Below are 19,423 nucleotides of genomic sequence, written 5' to 3' on the forward strand. Positions count from 1 at the left end.
GGTCGAAGGAGTCGACCTTGCTTTTCTCGACTAACTTTAAAGACTTACTCTTCTGCTCCGGTTGGCGGCAATTCTGCCTCTCCTTCTAATTCAGTGTTCACACCGTTTTCCGTATCACTACCTTGACCAGGTCGCTCTGGTGTAGCGTTACGATTCATGAACACGTACGCGGCGTAGGCCAAGAGTGCGAGCAGAACGACTACCGCAATAACAGCTACTACGTTAGTAGATCCGCCTCCTTCTCCTTCAACGTTAGATTGAGGTTCTTGGCTTGGTCCGGTCTGGAATTGATCCTGTCCCGGAGTTTGATCTCCGGAGTCATGTCCTCCTTCGTGATCATGTCCTTGTCCGTTTTCGTCGTAATTATTTTCTCTTTCGTTCATAAGAAATGATTTTTATTAAACCTATAAAACTCCCTCAAATATTGTAACATCTAAAGGAGAAAAAATTATTTTTCGTAGAGATCTCGTGAAGAAAAAAGATTGATGGTCCAAGTGGAAAATACTTCAACCTTATTTCTGAAGCCCGGCACTTTGGTCAGATACGCGCCTTTCCAGACCATCCAACCGAAGAATCCTTTAACATCAAAGCCGAACAATTTCCCCGCACCTCTACCCTTTCCTAAGGAAAGCAAGATGCCTTTGAGCTTAACCTCGTATCGGGTCATTTCTTTTCCTTGATTATGAAGTTTTATGTTTTTAGCCACGCCCTTTCCCTGGCGAATGGCTGTTTGAGCAAGCTTGGGAATAACTTCACCTTCTCGGGTCATAACATCGCCGATAGCAAACTCTCTTTCGCGTCCCGCTACACGAAGATTATCGTCCACTATTACGTTACCTTTTTCATCTTTAAATGACTCACCCACGATTTCGGTATTGGGGGAAACGCCCGCAGTCCAAATATTCAGATCACCATCAATTTTCTCACCCTCTTTAGTTATTACACCCTCGGGTGTAATTTCTGTAACAAACGTCTCAAGCCGTATATCTATACCAACGCGTTTCATTGTCGCTAAAGTATAATCCTGAACCGACATCGGAAAATTGGGACAAAGATTTTTATCAGCGTGAATAAGACGAACCGAATATTCAAGCGAGGATGAATATTTTTTGATGGTTTCCAAAAATTCCTTTATTTCAAAGACCAACTCAGATCCGGTTGGCCCTCCCCCGATAACATTCACCGAAACGTTGCGTTCAATACCTTGAGCTTTCTTTATAATACGCCGTTTTATTTCGTTAGCATCTTCTATGGTCTTTAACTCGAGAGCGTTCTCTTCCCCTTTAGTACCAAAAAAGTTTGTTTTCGCCCCCGTCGAAACAATAAGATAATCGTAAAAGATCTCTTCTCCGTCAGAGGTAACAACTTTGTGAGATTCGAAATCCGTCTCTCTTACGTTCTCGCGATAGAACGTGAAGTCGGTGTTATGAAAAAAGTCCGAATATTCAAATGTAATGTCGCTTGCGTTCAGAGCGCCAGTAGCCACCTCGTGCAGGAGTGGAGTAAAAATAAAGAAATTAGTACGCGAGATCAGCGTAACGTCATACCCTGAGCGCAAAAGCGATCTTGCCGCGTAAACTCCCCCAAATCCGCCTCCTACTATAACTACTTTTGTCTTTGACATCGCTCTTACTTTATCACGAACTGATAAGTATGTGGAATTAAGTATATTCTCGCCTATTATCTTTATCTATATCCTTTTTGTAGCGTTCCGTCCTCCCCCGAGGTTAAACCTAGGAGAAATTAGGACTTCGCACCAGCCTCTTTATCGATGTCGCGTTTGTAGCGTGTTTCGTATATTTCAAGCATTGCCAGAAGAAAAGCCATTACTACCGGCCCGAAAACAACGCCTGAGACACCAAACAAAGCCAACCCTCCTAAGGTAGCGAAAAGAAATACAGCCGGATGCATAGCTATATCGCTCCCCGCCAAAACCGGTCGCAAAATATTGTCAGAGACGTTTATAACAACGGCTGCCACCAAGAGGAGTACGCCCTGCCAAAGCGGAGCGGTAAAAAATAAATAAACTGCCGCCGGAACCACGATCAAGGTCGCGCCTAAGGCGGGAATAAGAGCCAAGAAACCGGCAACGATAGTGAGAAAGACAACTGCCGGCAATCCAACCGCCAAAAAACTACTTCCGGCTATTATGGCTTGTATGATCGCGATAAATACAGTTCCCTTTAAAGTCGCGCGCGAAGTGGAAGTGAACTTTTCAAACAACCTCCTTTCGTTGTCATCTCCAAAAGGAAGCAGTCTCTCTACTTTAAGTAATAATTTCTTTCCATCACGCAAAAGGTAAAATAGCGTGTAAAGCATTACAAATAACTTGGCGATAAAAGAAAGCGTAGTAGCCGAGCCCTGCCGAACAAACGCAAGTAATGAAGAAGCTACGGTGCTAAAGATATCTCTTATCCTCTCTTCTACCTCAAGCCCTTCCATATATCCCTTGAACGCGCCGCTCTCACGTTGTGCTTCTACGAAAGAGGTTATGGTGTTTACTGTTTCCGGATCGCTGAGATACTCATACACTCCCACCATTTCCCGCACAAGCATAACGGCTACCACGGAAACAGGTACCAGAACTATGAGTACAATAAAAGTAGTTGTAATGAGGGAGCTCGCGTTCTCATTTTTTATGATGGACTGTATTTTTTGGTTAAGGGGATAGAAAACACTCGCCAAAATCGCCGCCCAGAGCAAAGGAGTCAAAAAAGGCGCGATCATATAAACGGTCAAAGCAAAGACACCGAGTAAAGTTATAAAAAAGGTTCTTGTTTGTATTTTTTGAAAACTTTTTGAAAACATAAAGGTTCGTATTATTTACCCCGAAACGCCGGATGTTCATTTTGCGGGTAACTCTCAAGCGGTCTCAAGTTCTCTCTCCAGCCCTTGATAACTGCCTCGGCAAATTCCCAAAGAAGAAGAGTTTCGCGCGGAGCGAGAAATAGCGAGCGGTTTCCTTCTGCGGCCGCTTGAAAAAGAGTTTTGTATTCCTCGGTATATTGTTTCCTTTCCGTTCGCTCACGAAGCTGTATAGTAATACTTTTTACATCTTCTTCGTCTTCCCCGGGACGTTTGAAGATCTCAATTTCTTCCGTTGGTTCCAGGCGGAAAATTATTCGTTCATTCTTGTCCTCCCGGCCGGCCTCGGGATCTTTAGTAAAGATCACTTCTATTTCTTTGAGGTTTTCTTTGCCTATGCGCTTACCTCCCTCAAGGTTAATTTGAGCACCCTTTAGGGCACCTTTGCGGATATCAGTTTCAACGCAGAAATAAGTTTCCGTATCTGAATTGTCGGACACTTCTTTTATCTGTCGGTATCCTTCATACTGACCGCGACGAGTTCTGGTTTTAATTTCTTCCGGCGTTAAGATACCTATGCTTGATAGTGCCTGCTCTCGAGCTTCACCGATCTCTTTATCTTTATCCAAATCCTCGGCAAGCACTAACGCCGCAGTTAGCATTTGCAAAACGTGATTTTGCCCAACGTCTATAAAAGCGCCCACGGCATCATAGAAGGATCCTCTACTCTCGACCCCCGCAGCTTCAAAGAGTCGTATATTTATTCTTGCAACCTCGCCGGACCCGAACATATTGTCTATCTTTTCGTCTTTCTGACGAAGCGACGACATGTCGCGCAGTAGGGGTTTGGCTAAATAGTGATCAATGTTGTAAATTTCCTCTGTTGAAAAGACCTTACCCAGACTGTCAAATATCGATCGGGCTGAGGCCAGATCTTTTCCAAACGGCTTTTCTACAACCACTCTCTTCCAAGCGTTAGCGGCATGATCTAAAGGAACTACACCCGCCTCCTTCATATTATCAATTATAACTCCTAAGTGGTCGGGGTATACAGGCATATAGAAAAGCAAATTGCTTTTCCCTTTTTCCCCAAGAGACTCTTTTAGATGCTTGAAGTCTTCATTATTATCATAGTCCCCGCGTACATATCTAAATCGATCAGCAAAACGCTCGTAGACCTTCTCATCCACTGAATCGAACACACGTTCTAGAGAAGGCCGCACGAAATCTCTTAGAAATTCCTCGGTTTTTAGATCGCGCCGAGTGAATAAAATTATATCTTCCGCGATCATCTCCTCGTCCATTTCAAGCTCAAATAGACTCGGCAAAACCTTACGAAATACCAAGTCACCGGTCGCTCCAAACAATACTAGGGTTGTTTTATTGTCCTTGTGTTTCTTGTCCATTTTCCAATATAGATCGAGTGGCCTTCTTATAGGATTCCACCTCCGGCTGATCAAAGGCGTTGACGTTCAAAAGCTCCCCTAAGTACATCACCTCTAACATTTTCCATTGCATAAAAGCGCCTATTTCAAATTCATCGACACTTTCAAGAGTACAGCTAAGAAACGGCAAGCCCGATTTGACATACGCGCTCTCTGCTCCGCGTATCAACGCTTCAAGAACTTCCTCAAGAGTCCGACCTTGCGTTAATCCAGAGAACGCTCCGGAGGTCGGAATATCAAATTCTTCAGAACCAAGATCTCTACTGACAAAGGTCGTGATCTTGTCGCGCGGTCCTCCCAGAGTAAGCTGGCCCACGGAATGAAGATCGGTTGAACCGATCGACACCGTAGGAGTATAGCCGATCCTTCTTTCGTTGCCGTCACGATCCATTCTTTTTCCTATACTTTCCGCCAACAACTGACGATACCATTTGCCCAAATACTCAAAAGAGGGGTCAAAAATGAACGTATCGTGGATGCGGCAACCTTCTTCGTAATGGTGTGCGAGCATAATAGCGGAATGCATAGCCGGATTATCTGTTTGTGACAAAGACCGATCACGCATTTCTCGCGCTCCCGCGTGAAGTTTTTCAATATCAAAACCTAAACAAGCCAACGGGAATAGACCTACTGCCGACATCACCGAATACCGGCCACCAACTACCTTAGGAATTTCAAGTAAGCTAAAACCTTCTTCTCTCGCGACACTCGCCAATGAAGAATCCGGATCGGTTATGGCGACCAGCCTCTCTTTTGCCACCTCCCCGAATTTCTCAAACAGCTTGTCCGTAAGCAAACTAGCGTTCGCGACAGTTTCGGTTGTGGTTCCCGATTTGCTTACAACACAAATAAGTATTTCCGAAGCTGAATTTACTTTATTCAAGATCTGAAACAAAGATTCCATATAGCGGCTGTCTGTCGTTTCGAGAAAAAGCACACTGGGGTGAGAGTTGCTCAGTAGTTTGTTGTAGTAACCTCCCAAGGCCTCCGACACGGCTTCCGTGCCCAAGTTGGACCCGCCAATGCCGACTACTACCAAATAAGAAAGGCCATTTTTTGTTTTTTCATTGGCAAGCTCGGTTACGCTGTCGCGAATTCCCGAGTCGTCGGGAAGATTTATCGAGCTTTCGGGGCTGGAATAATCAGCTGCGGCAACCACTTCATTCAAGTGTTTTTGATATGATTCCAATTTGCGACCTATGGTCTCAATTTCTTCTGCGGGTACTAAAGTATTTTCAAATTCAAATTTCATAAGCAAAATTGCAGATTATTTAAGCTCCTCCTTCATTTCTATAACTATTTCTCGAAGAGTTTCTTTGGAGTGAGTTGATGACTTGCTTAAGGTGGGTCGGCGCCGGAGCTCCCTTCATTTCAAAGTAGCGGTTTTCTCCCGCGGTCTGCACGTGAATAGTGCCAAAATTAAGAAAGGTAGAGATGACGCCGTGAACCTCGATCGTAACATCTTGGATACGCTCCGCGCGAAAAGTGGAGATCTCACGACGGAAGAAACCGTGTTGTTCAATATCCAAAATGCGCTCATTAGTTATTATCCAGACATCAAGATAATAGTCAGTCCAAATTATAAATGCCCATATCCATATGAAAAAGAACCAAAGGATCAATCCCAGCAATAAATAAGCTCCGTCTATCGAGTCAAACATAGAAAGTTGGTTTTCCGTCCCCCACGCTCCCATAAGGAAGTTGATAAGGTAATAGACAACCAGAGGTAAAAACAGCAACAAAAATAGTGAGAAAATACGACTCACTAGTACAAACCAGTGTTTGCGTATCACCATATCTATTTTTTCTCCTTCGTGAAGATCGATCATAGACTAAAGAGTTATAGAAAGAATTAGCAAAACCAAAGAAAGAATAAAGACCCCGGATACCGAAAAGTATATTATGATCATACGGCGTACTACTTCTTTACCGAGCGCGTATTTCCGCCAATGGAAAACGAGGATAGAGCTTATAACGGCAAACAAAACCAATACCGCCAAAAGAGCCCACCATAACAACTGCGGTGTTATGAATTCGGACACGTTTATACTTTCTAGATTCTCGGCTATCTGTCCGGGAAGATCTCCTTCCATACTACAAGCATATCACGAAATAATTGCTTCTAGTGATATACTACTGTGATGAAAGAGAGAGTTAAAATGATAGCAAAGAGCGAGGAAGATCTTTCTTCGGTAAGCGCTCCCCTATTTACAGACAGGCCACAAGCCGGTTTTCCGTCTCCGGCTGATGACTCCGTAGAAAGATCACTTGATCTCAATAATTACATAATAAAAAACCCGGCCACTACTTTTTTCGTGCGTGCCGAAGGAGACTCGATGAAAGAAGCTGGTATTTTTTCCGGAGACATACTGGTGGTCGACAGATCACTTGAACCAAAACCCGGCAATATCGTCATAGCCGCCGTATTTGATGAATTGACCATAAAAAGACTGGAGAAAAAAGGTGGCGACTATTTCCTTGTGGCTGAAAATTCTGAGTATGAGCCCATCAAACTAACCGAGGAAATGGAGTCCACTGTTTGGGGAGTTGTAACCAATTCGGTGCGCTCATTTTAAAGCGCTAGCCCTATGAATAAAAGAACTTACACTGCTCTGGTAGATTGCAACAATTTCTTCGTATCCTGCGAGCGACTTTTTCGTCCCGAGCTAGGAGAAAGGCCGGTAGTTGTATTGTCCAATAACGACGGTTGCGTGGTAGCCCGCTCTAATGAAGTGAAAAGAATGGGTATCCCGATGGGAGCACCCTATTTTCAGGTAAAAGATTCTTTGAAACAAAAAGGAGTTACCGTCTTCTCCGGTAACTTTTCCCTTTACAACGATTTGTCCAAGAGAGTTATGAGCGTGATCGATGATTGTGCAGAAGAGATAGAAGTTTATTCCATAGACGAGAGCTTCGTAACTCTCAGAGGCGACAAGTTAGAGGTGGAACGTCAAGCTCGCGAAATAAAGAAACGAGTGGAGCGCGGTACGGGCATCCCTGTTTCGATCGGCGTATCTTCAAGTAAGACGCTGGCCAAGCTCGCGAGCGAGAAAGCAAAAAGCACGGGGGTCTTTATGATCTCTGAAGATGAACGCGAGGCAATTCTCAGAGAAACCGATGTCGGTGAAATATGGGGTGTGGGAAGACAACTGCGCTCCAGGCTATCAAGCTCTAATATAGTCTCGGCTCTCGCCTTGGCGGAATCTAGCGATCAATGGCTTCGCGCCACACTCGGATTATCCGGACTCAGGGTGGCTTACGAGTTGCGCGGAGTAAAAGCGCTATCTGACGACCACCTTCGTAAAGACAAGAAGGCAATAATATCTTCGCGTTCATTCGGAAAAAAGACCCGCCAAAAGAAAGACCTGGAAGAGTCGGTTGCTCATCACATAACCAACGCGGCACGAAAGATGCGAAAACAATGTAGCGCGGCAAAGTATGTGTCAGTCACGATCAGCGTGCAAGAAAGGAGCAACAAAAAAAGCCTTTCTGGCTTTCGCGATCTTTTATATCACACGAACGATTCTCTGGAGTTGATCAAACACGCCCACGACATACTCTCGGAGATCTATCAGGACAATTCATTGTACTGTAAAGCCGGCGTTCTTTTGTCTGATTTTACTCAAATCGAACTTGCTCCCGAAAAAACTCTGTTTGAGGATCTAAAAACAAAAGACAGAAAAGAGCTTATGGATACCCTTGACACTATCGAGAAAAAGCACGGCCAAAACGCGCTTTTCTCCGCGGCTGTGGGTATAAGACAAAGCTGGTCTTTGCGGAGTGAGTTTTCTTCTCCGGCTTATACTACCCAATGGAAAAGTCTTCCTAGTGTCAAAACAAGCCCTTAAAGTCGGGTATTTCCCAAATTTAAATGCTTCAATCTATAGATTGAAGCATTTAAATTGAAAATAGACAGCTAAACTCCTAGCTAAATTTCGCAGAGGGATTCAGAAAGACTGAAGACTTCGGCTGTTCTTTGGCACAAATCGAGTAGATTCTCGCTTTTTAGGATCGTGTGTCCTTCTTCTTCATAATTCACAAGCTCTACGTTCTTGCCTTCTTCTTCGGCAAAAGAGTAAAACTCCGTAGATTGCCACGTTGGCACTGTCGCATCATCTTCACCGTATACGAGAAGTATTTTTTCGTCGTCAATGTTATCCAAACGACTCATTATAGAAGCCGCTTCGTACTTGTCTTCATTGTCTCTGTTTGGAGTGCCGTCAAAGTAGGTTTTGAACGGAGACGAAGGGATCCTTGAAATAAGACTCTCCCAATCAAGTACACCTGACAAAGATACTACGGCATCAATTTCTTCCGGGTCTTCCACAAGAGTTCGAGCACCCAGATATCCACCGTAGCTGTTACCAAGCAAGTACACGTTGCTTATGTCCCTTTCCTTTTTGATCTCTTCTATAGACTTAAGAACATCACTTACATCCGCTACGCCTAAGTTGTCATCAAGTCTTTCGCGTAGCTCTTCGCCGTGTCCCCAACTACCGGCATAGTCGATCTTTAGTACATTAGCCTCTTCGGCGAAACGCTCGAGAAATTCATCGTAAACCGCGTACCCATAGAAGGTATGGTAACCGATAGAGGTCTGCCTCATTGGACCGCCGTGAAGCCAAACGATCAAAGGAAGTTCTCCGGTTTCTCCTTCAGGAGTTAAAAGAACTCCGGGTACGCCATCAAGATCTACCGCGGTTCGCGTTATCTTATCGGAAGCTTCTCGCGGTTCTACCGCAGACAGCACCGTGCGCTTCTCTCCTTCCCGCGCGTCTGGCTCATAGATGATCACATTTTTGTTTGTACCGTCTACTTTTTCGTACATTAGGGCGCTGTGTGTCTTTTTGAGGTTGCCGTACCAGTCGTCATAACCCACATCACTATCAACTACCTCGGTTTCTCCTGACTCGGGATCATAGGAATAAAGATTCCAAATGTACGGACCGGAGGGACCCTCCTCAGAGTTTGCTATGTAATAAAGAGTGTCGCCGATAAACTCATACTCAACCACGGTATAGTCGCCTTCGTTAACCTCTTCTTTGTCCTCCAAGTCATCGATAGGAGCGACAAAAAGCTTTTTGAATCCGTCTACCTCTTCCAGATAGGCCACCCGTTCTTCTCTATTATCAAAAACCACATAGCTCGGGGTTTCGGTAGAAATTGACATTTCCTTACCATTAATTAGATTCCATATTTTATGCTCATCGTCTCCTCCGTAATAAGCCGTTATGTACTTGCCATGCTCCGAGAGGCTTATATATGGGTAATAGGTTTTTTCTGTTGAAATTTCAGAGATCTTTCCGGTTGATACCTGATACCTTGTTATTTCACCGCCATTACCAACAAAAACCACCGCGTCGTTCGCGTAGGTTATAGAAGTCCTAATAGATGGTCCATTGTAAGGTATTAAACTAATGAAAGAAGAATCGTCACCGTCCACGGCGTACAAAGCGCGGTATGTGTTGTCACCAATTTCGGCAAGCTTAACTACCGCGCGATGACCGTCAACGCTTTTTTCGTAGTCAGTCTTTCCGAGAATTTCCGGAAAAACTTGCGGGGCATCATTGTCCTCGTTTTCATCGTATAAAAGCTCTCCGCACTGTCCACTAAAGTCACAGACAGAGAAAGTATATCCGTCGGTCGTTCTGTATTTCAAAATTACCTCATCACCCACGATGTCTTCCACACTGGCATAGTTAACCTGATAAGCATCCGCTACATTCGGAGCAATCAAGAATACCGGCACTATTAAGAGAATTAATTTTTTCATAACTTTTATTTATTTTTAAACCCGCTTCTATACCCTACTGAAGACGATCGATCATCTTCGCTTCTTACTTAACACAGTACCACGTCTCGCCCTAATTTATAAATCAAATAAAGAAATGTTGAGTATATCCGCTCCTTTTACATTGCTCATTGAGATGAAGGCAATGTGAACTTGCACGTACCGCTAATATCGCCGAGTACCCTGTCGCAAAGCGCGGTACGATTTTCTCCCTCATAGAAAGACGGCTGATTGCCTGAGATCAAAAACGGATAAACTCTAAAATCCGTTGCTTCTTCCTTGAAGACAACTTCTACGCCGGCGCCGGTACGATTTTCCTCTAATATTTGATCAAAAATAAAATTCCCGAGTGAATAGAATACAACCGAATCTTCAATTATCTCCGCGGGCTGCAACACGTGCGGATGGTGACCAATAATAAGATCGGCTCCGGAAGCCACCAATGCACGCGCGAGTGTTGTTTGATTTTGGTTTGGCTCTGTCTCATATTCATTGCCCCAGTGCATATACACAACCACCACATCAGCGACAGAGCTTGCCTCCGCAACCTCTTTTATCATCATTTCCTCAGAGTGAGAGTTCATGGTGGTATCAAAACCCAAAAATGCGACAGTCCTGTCATTTATCTCTTGATAATGAACAGTTGGTTTGGGGTTAAAACCTCCAAAATCATCTATTCCGTTTTCGGAAAGTATTCTTTTAGTGTCTTTCTCTCCCTCTTCATAGCAATCCAGCGTGTGGTTGTTTGAAATACTTACGGCAGTAATTCCAGCGCTTTTAAGTAAAGAGACATATTCCGGCTCAAACCGAAATGTATACGGTTTTTCTTGGCATTCTTGGGAGTCGGTAAATGGACCCTCAAGATTAACCGCTACAACGTCAAAAGCCCCCATTCTGATCGTATCTTTCACATTTTCAAAAGGATCAACGCCGGATTTAATAGAGGCCTCCACTCCCCGATCAAGCATCAGGTCACCAAAATGTATCGTTTTTATCGGTATACTTACTCCAGAGCTATCTTCTGTTTTCTTTTCAGTTGTATTTTGAGAGGAAATAGTCGCAACCTCTTCACGCTTCGTTTCTTGAAAGAAAATGGTGGAGAACACCGATAGATTGACCAACAGAAGCAGGAGGATGATTTTTCGCATTGCCCACAGTATACTACATCCACACTCGCAAAAAGAAGTTTTTTGATATACTTATAACAATGAATCAAGACGGAAATTCCCCAAACAGTCCTCAGAACTTCAGCGCCGGTACTTCCGGCAGCAGTCCTACTAAAGGCAGGGGTTTGCGCACTCTAGAGCAAGATATGGAAGCTCTCAAAAAACGCGGCTTGCGCGGAGGAGAGAATAAACAAAAGAAAGAACAAAGCGAGCAACACGGCACGCAAAACGAAGCAAAACCAGCAGAGCCGCCGACCGCTCCCAAAGCTAAAGTCGGAAAAGAACAGGATCAAAGCGGCTCAAATACAGGGGTGCCGGAGCGACCTAACAACCCTCGCAAAACACACTACAAAGAAGAGTTGGATAAACTGGCTGATCTATATATTCCAAGTAAAAAGCCAGCTAAAGATGATGAAGACAAAGGAAGGGCTGAAGATCTTAAAAGCAAAACCACCGAAGAAAGAGAGAGTCCGGACCTTGAAGGCAAATCTGAAGAGAAGGAAGACGGCACTGACGACGCAATAAAATCGTTTGAAAGCAACAAGGAATTTAACGAAAAACTGCACAAACAACGCACTGAGAAAGAAACCGAGACCAAATCGGCAGAGAAAGGATCTAAAGAAGAGACGAAAGAGAAAGACGATGAAAAAGAAGAGGCTTCAACTGAGAAAAACTTGAGCGCGACTGAAGCTATTCAAAAAACACACAAAAAAGAAGAATCTGACAAAGACAAGACTGAAGAAAAGAAAGACAAAAAGGAGGAGAAGTTTAAAGATCTTTCCGAAGAAGAGATCACAAAACAAATAAACGAAGTTCTCGGAAAGAACAAGGGGGTTTCAGAAGAAAACGAGAAGCAAGACGAAGAAACTGAAGAGCTTTATGAAGAGGCTACAGTAGAAGACCTTGAATCGTCTATCTCTACCCTTTCAACACAAATTACTTCAAGCTCTTCACGAATTGAGACTCTACAAGACGACAAGAAGGACGTCTCTGAGACATTAGATAACCTCAAAGAGCGCCGAGAAATAATCGACAAGAACTTAGAACCGATCAAAGACAAAGAAGAAGAAATAACAAAAGAGATCAAAGAACTGGAAGGAGCTGAGGCTAACTCCAGTAATAAAGCTGAAAAGCGCGATGCTGAACGCAAACGCTGGAAGAAAGAAAGAGAACGAAGAGAAATGGAAGACGATCGTTGGCGTCTAGAAGAAATATATGAAAAATTGCGACACATCATCGAAAAAACTGAAAACGAACTGAGCTCGATCGAAAACAAACTAAGAGACGAAAGAGAGAGAAAACAGAACTTAGAAAGCGAAAAAGAGGAAACTACTACCCACCGAGACTTGTTGGTCAAGAAGAATGAGAAGAAAAAAGCTGAATCAGAACGCGATGAAGCGCAGAAACAAATCTCCTCACTAAAAGAAGAGTTAAATGAGATCAGAGAAGAAGAAAAGAAGCTAGAAGATCAAAAGCGTGATCTGGACGGGAGGATCACTAGCTCACACGATGCTAAGAAGCGCCGCGAAATGGGTGAAGAAAGACGGCAGGTTGAAGACAAACGACACGAAGTAGAAGAAGAGCGTTGGTCAAAAGAAGATAAGCTGAAAGAAGCTTATCGTAATAAAGACGAAAAGGATAAGAACCTCAATATGATCTCAAACGAGGTTAATTCCCTTAAGAAAAAGTTGGATGAATTAAAATCCGTAAGCGTAGATCTAAACAGCCGCGAACAAGAAAAAGAAAGCGAAAAAGAAAAGAACGAAGAATATACAAGCGACCAAGACAAAGAAGAACACAACAACAACCATCTAGGCAATTTTAAAGAGGAGAACGAAAATAAAAAAGAACAAAACACGGAGAATCAAAAAGACGAGAGCGAAGAGAAGAAGAGTGAAGAAGATAATCAAAATAACGGATCTGAAGACAACAAAAAATAAGCTTGTTGTTCCCTGTCGCGAGCAATAAATAAATATGATGAAACTGTTCGCTTGCCTTAGCGTAAGGAATAATATAGTATCAGAGTATAATTTTTTTAAATTGTCTATGGAAGAACAAGCTAAATCACAAAAACATACATTACCCGGCGGGCCGTACAAAATGGATCCGCGCTACATTTGGTACTATATGATAGGACACACCGTTACACTTCTTTTTATTATAGTTTTACTTATAGGAGGTATTTTTCTTGAATTAACAATTAATCTCACCTCTCCGGTCGTGGGTCTAATTTTATCGTTAATTCTAGTTCTGATACTTATACTAGGAGTCTATGGGTGGACTAGACTTGTCTATCATTTTTACCGATATGAGCTATGGGAGGATGAATTTCGAAAGGAATACGGAGTTATTAATAAGAAATACGCATCTATACCGTACGATCGTATTCAAAACGTTGATATAAGCCGCGGCTTGCTACAACGCATCTTTGGTCTTTCAGAAATTAGGATTCAAACTGCCGGCCAAAGCGGCTTGGTTATCGCCGAAGGAAGTCTACCCGGTCTTTCAAAAGAAAATGCCGAAGACCTTCGAGAACTACTCTTAGACATTTCACGCACCAGACGAACCAAAACTCAACAAGACGGTTTGTGACCCCTCTGCTCTCCCTAGGTTAAACCTAGGGAGGGTGAAAGAGTTTTCTCGACCTCTTTCCTGTTAGATTCCAGGTAGTATGATATAAAGCATTGCTTAAACTTAAAAGACTCGAGACAAGTCTCGAGTCTTTTTTAATGGGTGCCTACCCGGAATCGAACCGGGGTCTGAAGCTCCACAAGCTACCGTAATAACCGTTATACCATAGGCACCATATTTTGTTTTCTAGGTATAGTCTGGCGCTTTTTCGTCTATACCATAGATATAATTGGAGTAACGCGCAAGTGCGTAAAGCAAAGAAGAAAGTCTATTCATATATTTCCGTGTTTGCTTGCTAACTTTCTTCTCCCCTGATTCGTGCAAAAGCACCACACGCCTTTCTGCTCTACGGGCGAGAGTTCGAGCTACATCAAAGCGAGACGCCAGCTCCGTACCTCCGGAAATAAAAAAAGTTTTTATCGGAGGAAGTTCTTTTTCAATACTATCTATGTAGTTCTCTATTTTCGTAACTTTATTTGCCGTGATCTTTTTATCTGCTCCGGCGAGCTCTGCTTGTACAATAAAAAGATTCCCTTGTACCTCGTGCGCGACATCAGCCAACAGAACTTTTCGCCTTTTTTTGCCCTTTAACTCAAGAGAGTAATTCCATTTCCGTGCCTCTACCTTGCACGACCCTAGAAAGGAATTGATCTCATCCATTGACCCCAGAGCTTCCGCGCGTGGAGAGCTTTTCGTAATTCGCTCGCCCGGACCGGCGCTAAAGGTTTTTGTAGTGCCGTCGTCCCCTCGTCTCGTGTAAAGCATTGGCGTTATAGTACCACAATTTTGACCATTGAAAAGAAAAGCCCACTCGATAATGAGACGGGTTATGTCTAGAGAATTTTATTAACTTTTAGCTTTTATAGGAGCGGATTTCGTTCCCGCGGTACGCTCTGCAGATCTCTTTAATACTCTCAGGATCTTTGGATTTACTATCAATTTGGACAACAACCAGAATCTCTCCAGCACGTACACGTTCTTCGTATGTTTCGGCGTCCTCGCGCGCGACCCCGAACCTTGCCAAAGAGCCAACTAGTCCACGTCGGATAATTGCCGTAACCGCATCAGACATAACGCTCGATGTATCGTTCATTCCCAATACATCAGCAAGGTCTCCGGCGACAAACACCCTTCCTGTTCCGGAGATCGCGCCTTTAGTTGCCATAACTCCGGCAACTGATTCACTCGTTTGTTCCTTGGTACTTTTGGAACTTTCCCGGCGCTGTGACCCTTCTATCCCATCTAGGTATATATAAGAGATATTTTTACTTGAGCCCACAACTTCGAGCAATTCTCGTATAGCTCCTTCGGCTTCAGTTTTTTTGGAAAACGCACCAACAATTGTATTGTTCATAATTTTTTGGATTAAGCGCCGGCGCTTTCGTGTCAAACCACGCTAGCATTTTCATTTTATTTGTCCAGTTCGTGATAACTTAAAGACGAAACTACACCTTATTTCTTACGAGAAAGTCGTGGGCTTCTCTGAACATTTCTCGTGAATTTTCCGGCAACAACCTTAACACTTCTTCAAAACCAGCCCATTTGTATTCAGAAAACTCATTTTCTTCAATAGTTACGTTTGGCACCTCAGACCCGGGAGTAGTAACTTGGCCCAGGAAATATGTATTTATTTTTCGAATTATACTTCCGTCCGGTTTTTCATAAAAATATTCCTCAGAAAAAGGCGAGCTATTTATGACAGCGTTCGGCTCCAGGCTCATTCCGGTCTCTTCTCTAAGCTCTCGCGCGGCGGCCTCTGCTTCATCTTCTTCGTCTGAATCCTTATGACCTTTTGGAAATTTCCAAAATATTTTCCTTCCATCTTTGCCTTGAGTTTTGCCAATAAAAAATACGTACTCTCCCGACAGCTCGCGGTAAAAAGGTATCACTCCATAAGCATAATCTCTTTGTATATCCATATGCACTATATATTTAGCGTGTCTCTGTCTTTCGCGGTAATTCTTTGTCCGTATCTACAACTCGAAATAATTTGCTACCGATAACTCTTCCTGATTCAGTCTCAACCGTAACACGCCACCAACCCGCACTTACGTTAGATTTATAGGTATAGCCACGATAGCCCTGATCTCTACCGCCGTATACTGGGAAAGACACACTGCTCACCGAAACCCAGCCGCCATCGCTCCATCTCTTCCAATTGTGGACCACTTCAGCGTTTAAATTCGTGGGAGCAAAAATACTGCTAAAAAGATATAGCCGGCTATTCTCTTCTGCGATGTGAATAGTGTCATATAGCAGAAACCACTCATACCACCTATCAACTTCCGCTAAAGCTTTGTATTCTCCTGAGTTGTTTCTCTCCACGTTATGGTAAACTCCGGCGTCTCGCAGGGAGAGCGGAAAAGGAGGAATGAGATTGGCAAAATAAAGAAAATTCACTGCCAAAAAAACAACCGTGACACTCCCCAAAAGAAGATCTTTCCTATTTCCAATACGAGGAGCTAAGCGAGAAGCTATCCATAGATAAACTAGAATAGCTATCACGCTTAAAACCCCGCTCAACAAAAATACCAAAGTACTTATGTCGCGCAACATATACGGCACAAACAAGACCAAGTAGGACATTATGGCAAAAAAGTACGCGCTAACTTGTACCGTAAGCCACATATATTGTTTTTTGAAAAGTTCAGTCCCGACAAAAAGAAATATCAACGGAAGGAGAAACGGCCAGCTCGTAGTGATAGCCCCACTATGAGAATATAAAACAATAAATATGCTAAAAAGTGCTCCATACGAATATAAAATGACTAGCGGGATAAATAGACGTATATAACGCAACATCTTTCCCTGCATAGCGTCTTTGGGAAGATTGACGACAATTATTCCGATCCCTATCAAAACCAGGTGTACTAAAAGTATTATTTGTACAACTTCTATATTAAGAGTCCTAACCGCTATAGTATCTCCGATAAAACCAAAAAGCAACGCTCCCGGCAACAGATAGCGCTCGTATTTTTTGTACCAATCCCGTACCTGGCGGAACTGCGACCATTCTTTTATACGCTTTAACATTTCTTGATATTAGCGAGAAATCGTCTATTAAACAAATAAATACCCGCCGGAGCGGGTATTGGAGGGTTTTAGCGAGATCAGCTGACGGATTCCTCTCTAGTAGCACCAAGTGCGTCCCTGAGCTTCTCCTCGATATCGTGCTTATCTGCAGGAGAAATGTTCTCTCTACCGAGTTTGCCTAGCTCTCGACGAACCTGAGACACGAGATCAACCAGATCTTCTCTCCCGTCGTCCTGTCGCTTTTTGATCAACTCGAGAGCCTTCTTTATTCTCAGCCAGCATCCTTTGATGCAAATGTCATCGAACTCCTTTTCGTCTGAAGGAAGAACCCAGAGGTCACTTCGCGAATAACCGGCTTTCTCTAGGTCTCCTCTGATAAGCTCCAGCACGGGTTCGTACTCGACATTCTTCATACGAACCCTCTGTAGGCGTCTACGTCCGCGCTCGAGATCGTCGTTTCCGATACCTGAGTTCTCCACGTCCTCAAACCTATGGCTACTCATTTTATAGCTCCTCCCTTGAAAGTACTTGCAAGATTTCCTTCTGTAAAAAGAACACATTTAAAGCATTTTTTCAACCTTTGTGCGCAAGAGAGGAATCGAATCTTACAGATTCGGTACAGGTTTCGTGTTGTGCTCGCTATCGCGACGCGCAACATACTCAACCTTTTCGATTCCTCACAAAAGCTCATAAATGAGCTTTTTTCTTGTGCGCAAGAGAGGAATCGAACCTCCACGCCCGCAATGGACACTAGCCCCTCAAGCTAGCCTGTCTACCAGTTCCAGCACTTGCGCTCACGTTTCCGGGTACATAAAACTCACCTAGAGTATACCCGTTTAAAATAAGTTTTCAAGAAAACGAAAGCTATTGATCTTGTGTTGTATCTTCTTCGAGGATCTCGGATTCTACGGCGGACTCATCGTCGTCATCCGCTGGTGTAGGCTCTACTTGTTCTTGCTCGTTTCGGTCGTTGGCATTATCCTCAACCTCGTCAATGGAGCTCTCAAGGATCCCTAGGTAAATAAAGTGGTTCAAAACCATCAATACAAGCACTAGAACGATAATCGAAAAACCATATAATGTGGGTACTCTTTGCATATAGAGACAGTATACATTTTATAAGAAAAAAAGTAATCAACACAAGAAAAAAAGAAGGTTTTATCCTTCTTTTTTGTCTTCTTCGGTTGTCTCGTCTTCTTTTGGAGTCTCTTCTTCGGTGGTCGACTCTTTTTCAGATTCTTCTGTAGTATTTCCCTCATCTTCAGAGCTTGCTTGTGTATCTTCTGTTTCTTTTTCTGTCTCTTCTGCCGTATTTTCTTCTTCCTTTTTCTTTTCCTCTTCTTCGGCTTGTCGCTTGGCTTCTGCCTCGGACTCGCTCATAGTAGATCTGTCCATAAACCGAGCGTTACGCATCTGTCGGCGGATCTCACGCGCGACTTTCTTGCGTATATAGTAGAGCTTGGAGCGGCGAACTCTCGCTCGTTTTACAATTTCTATCTTATCGATCAATGGTGAATAGAGTGGGAATATACGCTCAACACCGACACCGCTTGATACGCGACGAACGGTAAATGTAGCTCCCGGTTCGTTTCCGTGTTTGACCGCCAAAACAATTCCCTCAAATACCTGAATTCGAGTTTTTCCTTTTTCCTCTATTTTCTGGTGAACACGCACGGTGTCTCCGGCGCGAACTCCGATTTCTTTGCGCTCTTCAACGTTTACTGGAGAAAAGTCATTTGTTAGTACTTGTGACATACAAAGAGTAAATTACCACGCGCAGAGGTTTTTAGCAATACTTACTCAGCGCGTAGAGTGTTTAAGAATCTTTCAAAGCTTTCGGGCATATCGGCTACTACCGTTTCTGTGTCTCCATTTAAGTTACGGAAAGATATTTTTCGCGCATGCAAGGCCATACGACCCAACTCCTCCGGACATGGCGTATCTTTAAAGCTATAGAGCGGGTCGCAGAGAACCGGCCTATGGATACTTTTGAGGTGTACTCGTATCTGATGTGTGCGCCCGGTTTTTGGAAATACTGATATATATGTAAGGTCCGCGAAGCGATCTATAACTTCTATCTCGGTTTCCGCATCGCGCAATTTCCCTTTGGCGCCGCGCTGAGCTGACCATTTCCGAAAGTCACCGGAACTGCGTCCAATCGGTCTACTTATGGTTTGGATATCTTCTCTGACTATACCGGCAACTATTGCTCTATATTCTTTCTCAATTGAGTGCTCCTGGAATTGCTTTTTAAGGTGGAGAAACTCTTCCTGAGTCTTCGCTATTAGGATCACTCCTGAGGTATCTTTGTCTAATCTGTGAACAATACCCGGCCTTTTAATAGTTTCACCACTGGAGACCTTCTGGAGCTCCCCCACCTCCTCTAGTTTTGGGTACTTGTCTCGTATCCAATCCACGAGCGTAGGATCACTTGTCCTGCCGTCTGAATGCACCATAAGCCCTGACGGCTTATCGACCGCCAGTAAATGTTCGTTTTCTAATAGAATATTTGGGATCAATGACTTATCCATCAGCCCCAATATACCTCAAAA

21 protein-coding genes and 2 tRNA genes are annotated in these 19,423 nt (G+C 43.6%); 4 read left to right on the top strand and 19 right to left on the bottom strand.

Annotated features, from left to right (window positions below; all coding sequences use genetic code 11):
* Nucleotides 1-44: 44 nt before the first annotated feature.
* From U5L75_02715 to U5L75_02745, 7 genes are all read right to left on the bottom strand, one after another.
* Complete coding sequence (locus U5L75_02715; GenBank protein MDZ7726469.1) at nt 45-383, bottom strand: hypothetical protein; 339 nt, start codon at nt 381-383, stop codon at nt 45-47.
* Nucleotides 384-448: 65 nt separating this feature from the next.
* Nucleotides 449-1,624, bottom strand: coding sequence for an NAD(P)/FAD-dependent oxidoreductase (locus U5L75_02720; protein ID MDZ7726470.1), 1,176 nt, complete (start codon nt 1,622-1,624; stop codon nt 449-451).
* 119 nt (nt 1,625-1,743) lie between these two features.
* Nucleotides 1,744-2,808: an AI-2E family transporter gene (locus U5L75_02725; GenBank protein ID MDZ7726471.1), complete on the bottom strand. Its 1,065-nt coding sequence runs from the start codon at nt 2,806-2,808 to the stop codon at nt 1,744-1,746.
* A gap of 11 nt (nt 2,809-2,819) precedes the next feature.
* Entirely contained in the window at nt 2,820-4,211 is a 1,392-nt protein-coding gene (locus U5L75_02730) for a hypothetical protein (GenBank protein MDZ7726472.1), read from the bottom strand.
* A complete protein-coding gene (locus tag U5L75_02735) occupies nt 4,186-5,502 on the bottom strand; it encodes a hypothetical protein (protein ID MDZ7726473.1) in 1,317 nt (438 codons plus the stop codon). Before U5L75_02735 ends, U5L75_02730 begins: the two co-directional genes overlap by 26 nt.
* Nucleotides 5,503-5,521: 19 nt before the next feature.
* Nucleotides 5,522-6,079: a PH domain-containing protein gene (locus tag U5L75_02740; protein ID MDZ7726474.1), complete on the bottom strand. Its 558-nt coding sequence runs from the start codon at nt 6,077-6,079 to the stop codon at nt 5,522-5,524.
* 3 nt (nt 6,080-6,082) lie between these two features.
* Nucleotides 6,083-6,343 (bottom strand): hypothetical protein, encoded by a 261-nt coding sequence (locus tag U5L75_02745; GenBank protein ID MDZ7726475.1) that lies wholly within the window; start codon nt 6,341-6,343, stop codon nt 6,083-6,085.
* A gap of 48 nt (nt 6,344-6,391) precedes the next feature.
* Between U5L75_02745 and umuD the strand changes: the two genes are divergently transcribed.
* Both umuD and U5L75_02755 read left to right on the top strand, forming a co-directional pair.
* A complete protein-coding gene (gene umuD / locus U5L75_02750; GenBank protein ID MDZ7726476.1) occupies nt 6,392-6,826 on the top strand; it encodes a translesion error-prone DNA polymerase V autoproteolytic subunit in 435 nt (144 codons plus the stop codon).
* A gap of 12 nt (nt 6,827-6,838) precedes the next feature.
* Entirely contained in the window at nt 6,839-8,098 is a 1,260-nt protein-coding gene (locus U5L75_02755) for a Y-family DNA polymerase (GenBank protein MDZ7726477.1), read from the top strand.
* An 80-nt stretch (nt 8,099-8,178) separates the two neighbouring features.
* Here U5L75_02755 and U5L75_02760 read toward each other — a convergent pair whose 3' ends face one another.
* Nucleotides 8,179-10,023, bottom strand: a complete 1,845-nt coding sequence (locus U5L75_02760) for an alpha/beta fold hydrolase (GenBank protein MDZ7726478.1) — start codon at nt 10,021-10,023, stop codon at nt 8,179-8,181.
* Nucleotides 10,024-10,169: 146 nt separating this feature from the next.
* Nucleotides 10,170-11,189: a CapA family protein gene (locus tag U5L75_02765; protein MDZ7726479.1), complete on the bottom strand. Its 1,020-nt coding sequence runs from the start codon at nt 11,187-11,189 to the stop codon at nt 10,170-10,172.
* Nucleotides 11,190-11,248: 59 nt separating this feature from the next.
* Between U5L75_02765 and U5L75_02770 the strand changes: the two genes are divergently transcribed.
* The gene (locus U5L75_02770; GenBank protein ID MDZ7726480.1) at nt 11,249-13,147 is read left to right on the top strand and encodes a hypothetical protein; all 1,899 of its coding nucleotides are present in this window, start codon (nt 11,249-11,251) and stop codon (nt 13,145-13,147) included.
* A 106-nt stretch (nt 13,148-13,253) separates the two neighbouring features.
* Entirely contained in the window at nt 13,254-13,799 is a 546-nt protein-coding gene (locus tag U5L75_02775; protein MDZ7726481.1) for a PH domain-containing protein, read from the top strand.
* Nucleotides 13,800-13,939: 140 nt separating this feature from the next.
* Here U5L75_02775 and U5L75_02780 read toward each other — a convergent pair.
* From U5L75_02780 to U5L75_02825, 10 genes are all read right to left on the bottom strand, one after another.
* Nucleotides 13,940-14,011, bottom strand: a tRNA-His gene (locus U5L75_02780).
* A gap of 13 nt (nt 14,012-14,024) precedes the next feature.
* Nucleotides 14,025-14,603, bottom strand: coding sequence for a cob(I)yrinic acid a,c-diamide adenosyltransferase (locus U5L75_02785; protein MDZ7726482.1), 579 nt, complete (start codon nt 14,601-14,603; stop codon nt 14,025-14,027).
* An 88-nt stretch (nt 14,604-14,691) separates the two neighbouring features.
* Complete coding sequence (locus tag U5L75_02790; protein MDZ7726483.1) at nt 14,692-15,192, bottom strand: hypothetical protein; 501 nt, start codon at nt 15,190-15,192, stop codon at nt 14,692-14,694.
* Between the two features lie 91 nt (nt 15,193-15,283).
* Nucleotides 15,284-15,757: an NUDIX domain-containing protein gene (locus U5L75_02795; GenBank protein ID MDZ7726484.1), complete on the bottom strand. Its 474-nt coding sequence runs from the start codon at nt 15,755-15,757 to the stop codon at nt 15,284-15,286.
* A gap of 13 nt (nt 15,758-15,770) precedes the next feature.
* Entirely contained in the window at nt 15,771-16,871 is a 1,101-nt protein-coding gene (locus tag U5L75_02800; GenBank protein MDZ7726485.1) for a DUF2914 domain-containing protein, read from the bottom strand.
* A 77-nt stretch (nt 16,872-16,948) separates the two neighbouring features.
* Nucleotides 16,949-17,374 (bottom strand): hypothetical protein, encoded by a 426-nt coding sequence (locus U5L75_02805; GenBank protein ID MDZ7726486.1) that lies wholly within the window; start codon nt 17,372-17,374, stop codon nt 16,949-16,951.
* A 206-nt stretch (nt 17,375-17,580) separates the two neighbouring features.
* Nucleotides 17,581-17,665: transfer RNA gene (locus tag U5L75_02810), tRNA-Leu, on the bottom strand.
* A 70-nt stretch (nt 17,666-17,735) separates the two neighbouring features.
* Nucleotides 17,736-17,969 carry a hypothetical protein gene (locus U5L75_02815; protein MDZ7726487.1) on the bottom strand — a complete coding sequence of 78 codons (234 nt, stop codon included), beginning with the start codon at nt 17,967-17,969 and terminating at the stop codon, nt 17,736-17,738.
* 60 nt (nt 17,970-18,029) lie between these two features.
* Complete coding sequence (gene rplS / locus U5L75_02820; GenBank protein MDZ7726488.1) at nt 18,030-18,626, bottom strand: 50S ribosomal protein L19; 597 nt, start codon at nt 18,624-18,626, stop codon at nt 18,030-18,032.
* A 41-nt stretch (nt 18,627-18,667) separates the two neighbouring features.
* Entirely contained in the window at nt 18,668-19,402 is a 735-nt protein-coding gene (locus U5L75_02825; protein ID MDZ7726489.1) for an RNA pseudouridine synthase, read from the bottom strand.
* Between the last annotated feature and the right edge of the window lie 21 nt (nt 19,403-19,423).

It is taken from the genome of Candidatus Campbellbacteria bacterium, assembly GCA_034521025.1.
In the GTDB taxonomy this organism is placed as follows: domain Bacteria; phylum Patescibacteriota; class Minisyncoccia; order Phycocordibacterales; family JAXHMZ01; genus JAXHMZ01.